The following is a 3,426-nucleotide window of genomic DNA, read 5'->3' as shown; positions in this document are numbered from 1 at the left end:
AAATAGTTTAGTTCCTGGACTTAAACCTAACTCTCTCATTTCTTGATAAATTCCTTCTTTTGTCTTCACATTTGTACTTTGTTTTTGTCTTAAGCAAAAGTACAAACTCTGCTTCTGAAGCCACTTTCCAAGACTGACCGAGCAAAATTCTCTATCTCCTAACACCACTATTTTATGACCTGATAGCACCGTCAATATTTTCCCCAATACTCGCTGCTGTTCTTCGAGGTTACTACTTCCTTTTTTATCTAATATCTCCCAATAGATTGGGATGGCTCTCTTGTCATAAATTAGACTCACCATCAAGATATTTATTGCTCCCCAACTCGTCCGGTCTATGGCAATATATACTAATCCTTTTATTGTGAATCTCTCCTGCTGTTTTAACATCTCTTTTAGGCAGACAAACCAGATTTTTTCAATATTCAGAATTTCCAGCTTTAAAAATCTTTTTAGTTTTTTTCTCCGACTCTCAAACAGGATTGGTATTGGTAGTGCTTCTGCTAATATCTCTAACTTTGCTTGCTTTAGTATTTGCCAGGTTCCAACTATCATTAACAACAGTAGATATCTGGCTCGCCCCAGTTCATTCTCTAAGACTTTCTGGTATAGTTCACTTATCATTTTCGTTATCTAGGCTATATTTACTATATATGACTTATCTTTTTTTTGAATCTGTATCTGTATTCCATGCTACATAAGCTTTTCAGCTTGCTTGTCCCCCTGTCAGGTCAAAAATACCTGTAAGTACCTAAGCAAAATTAATTACACCTATCTAACCACCTCTTGCCTCTTGCCTCTTGCCTCTTGCCTATCTTCACTAGGAAATTAATTTTGCACGACTACTTAATGCGAGTGTTGAGACGAAAGGATTTTGTTTCTACAAGTGCACCAATAGAATTAAACGTCATCTAGCGACGGATAGTCTTGGTTTTCCCTTTTTCGCTCATTGTACTCCCGCCAACCTATCTGATGACCAAGGATTGATTGAGTTGTTAACTCGAGGTATTGACTATTTCAAGTTAAAACCGTCGGAACTGCCTAAGACGACTATTCTTCTAGATAATGGTTATCATCCTGACAAAATAGAGAAAGAGTTGGTTAAGGTCTATCCAGAGATAATGACTAAAATTCAGTTTGAACTGTCTCCAAAACCGTCAAAAACCGAAAAAGCGGAGAAGGGTTGATCAGGATTCGTACCTGTAAAAACTCGATGGGTGATTGAAAGAAGTAATTCTTGGATGGAACGCTGCAAATCTTTAGTCAAAAATTTTGAGCGCACTTTAGAACACTCCACTACCAAAATTCATCTCTGTTTTCTTCGACTTCTACTACGACGATTAGCTGTATCCTAAGATACCAAATGGATTCTATAAAACAGCAATTCGACACATTTCGACACGCTCAATGTAAAGGCTCAGTGACACGAAGCACAGCTAAAAATAAGCGACCCTGTTGCAACTTTTGCCCCTCTATTTTAACCTAAACATTGGGAATCTTCGCTAACATTCCCCAACTCAACCCACCAGAGCGGCATCGCACTTTAACCCAGAGCCTCCATCAATGTGCATGGTGCGTTCCCCCAAAATCGATCGGTGGAGCAGTAAGAGCCACATTAGGGAACGCACCCTACAGCGATAGCGATCTGATCCCACCAGAGCGGCATCGCACTTTAACCCACAGTTTCAATAAATGTGCATGGTGCGTTCCCCAAAAATCGATCAGTGGAGCAGTAGGACTTGCATTAGGGAACGCACCCTACAAGATCGGCGATCGCTACTGTAGTGTGATCGCACTTTTTTATACGCCGATGTCGCGAAGGTACTTTAACGCAAGTTTTGGGTCGGCAAAGGTTTGACATTTGAATCGGTCTGTAAGCCCCAGATGTTTTTCGTGAATGAGGTGACATAGTGGCCTCTCCGTTAGGAATGTGTCGCAGTAGGGAAGAGCCATTGCCACATGTCGAAGATCGGCGAGATCGTTGGGTTTGTATTTCTGGTTTTTGCGCCATCGTAATGCGGCATGAAGGGTGACGTACGTACGCAGGGTTGGTAGTTCGTCATCAAGTTTGTTTAGGCGGAACGCCTGATACACGAAATTCGCAGCCATTTTGCCCACGGCGGGATCGGGTTTCGCATTGGGGTCGGCTTTGTCACCGAATTCCGTCAAATACATCCGATGAATTATCCGAGCAAGAGAATCACGCGACAAATCAAGGAAACCGGCCAATTCGATCATGAAGAGTTGCTCGAACGAATTGAAATCGTCGTTGTGAGCAAATTTGCCGACGTTCATTTTGTTGACGGAGTTTTGATCAACCTTCCAGTTAGGACAACAACCAAGATGCTCGAAAATATCTGAGAAAGTTGCCACCCACATCTGATCGAAGAACGCTTTTTCAATCGCGTCCGATTGCTCCTTGGTGAACGCGTCATTTCGAGGTGATACGTATCCGAGTACATAGCCACACCTTGTCCACATTAATTGATCGAGGTCGCAAACGGCAGCGTCACCCTTCGTTTTCTGAACCATGAAATGCCAGAGTTCGGCATCTAGACGAGAAAAGAACTCGGTCTGGCAAACGGCTCCAGACAATTCGTCCATCAATTTAATCGTTGACGCGAGTGTAACCGGATCGTTTTGAACGAAAACCTCCGAAAAACTGTCCTGCGATACAGGACAGATGGCTCGTTCAGATTGAACCGCGTTGCGTATTTGATCGAGCAGCGCAATTAGTGATTCATCAGTTCGCCGGCCGAGGACGACATCACGAAATAGAAGCCAGTATCGTGTGTCCAGATAGATTTTGTGCCGATCAGTAATCGACACCGCCAGTTCAAGATGTCGCGCACGAACATACTTGGCAAGTGTGATGTCTGGCTGCTTTAAGTGCTGGTGAAGTGTATCAATGTTTTCCACGCGATCCTTCCAGCGTTTGCAAATGTTCCTTCAGTATGACAAGCAGCAGCCTGTTCTGGTTCAGGCGCATAACGTTTGAGATCAGGCTGCAGCCCGTCAGGTCCGTCGCGCCTGCATTGAATTGTTAGGCGCACTTGCATGCCCAACCAGAACTTCGTGGTGTGATGACAAACTAAGCACACCGATCTTAACCAAGCCCCGTAGCACACCAACCCTAGTGTGGCTTTCCATCAGGTGTAGCCTTTCGGAAACCGCTGGCGGAAGAAGTCGATCCTTGTACAGCAACATTTTTGAAGATTATCAACTACTAATAAATAATTAACTGAAAGTCCCTCCCATTATTGTTTCTATCGTTTGTTTTCGGATTTATGCAAGAGGTCTATTATACCTGACAGGGGGACAAGCCAGCTGAAAAGCTTATGTAGCATGGAATACAGACACAGACTCCCAAAAAAGATAAGTCATATTTACCATATATGACCTAAATAACGAAAATGATAAGTGAAC

2 protein-coding genes are annotated in these 3,426 nt (G+C 43.3%); both read right to left on the bottom strand.

Features of this window, described 5'->3' with window-relative positions; genetic code table 11:
• Positions 1-555 (bottom strand): transposase family protein (locus tag EWV66_RS13395; RefSeq protein WP_502706149.1); only part of this gene is annotated, 555 nt, incomplete at its 3' end.
• A 1,245-nt stretch (positions 556-1,800) separates the two neighbouring features.
• Positions 1,801-2,919, bottom strand: a complete 1,119-nt coding sequence (locus EWV66_RS13380; protein WP_052277034.1) for a hypothetical protein — start codon at positions 2,917-2,919, stop codon at positions 1,801-1,803.
• Positions 2,920-3,426: the final 507 nt, after the last annotated feature.

Origin of the sequence: Microcystis sp. M_OC_Ca_00000000_C217Col, assembly GCF_007095585.1 — a bacterium.
In the GTDB taxonomy this organism is placed as follows: Bacteria; Cyanobacteriota; Cyanobacteriia; order Cyanobacteriales; family Microcystaceae; genus Microcystis; species Microcystis panniformis.
Note: the sequence above shows the minus strand (reverse complement) of the source record. Positions and strands in the feature narration are given on the sequence as shown.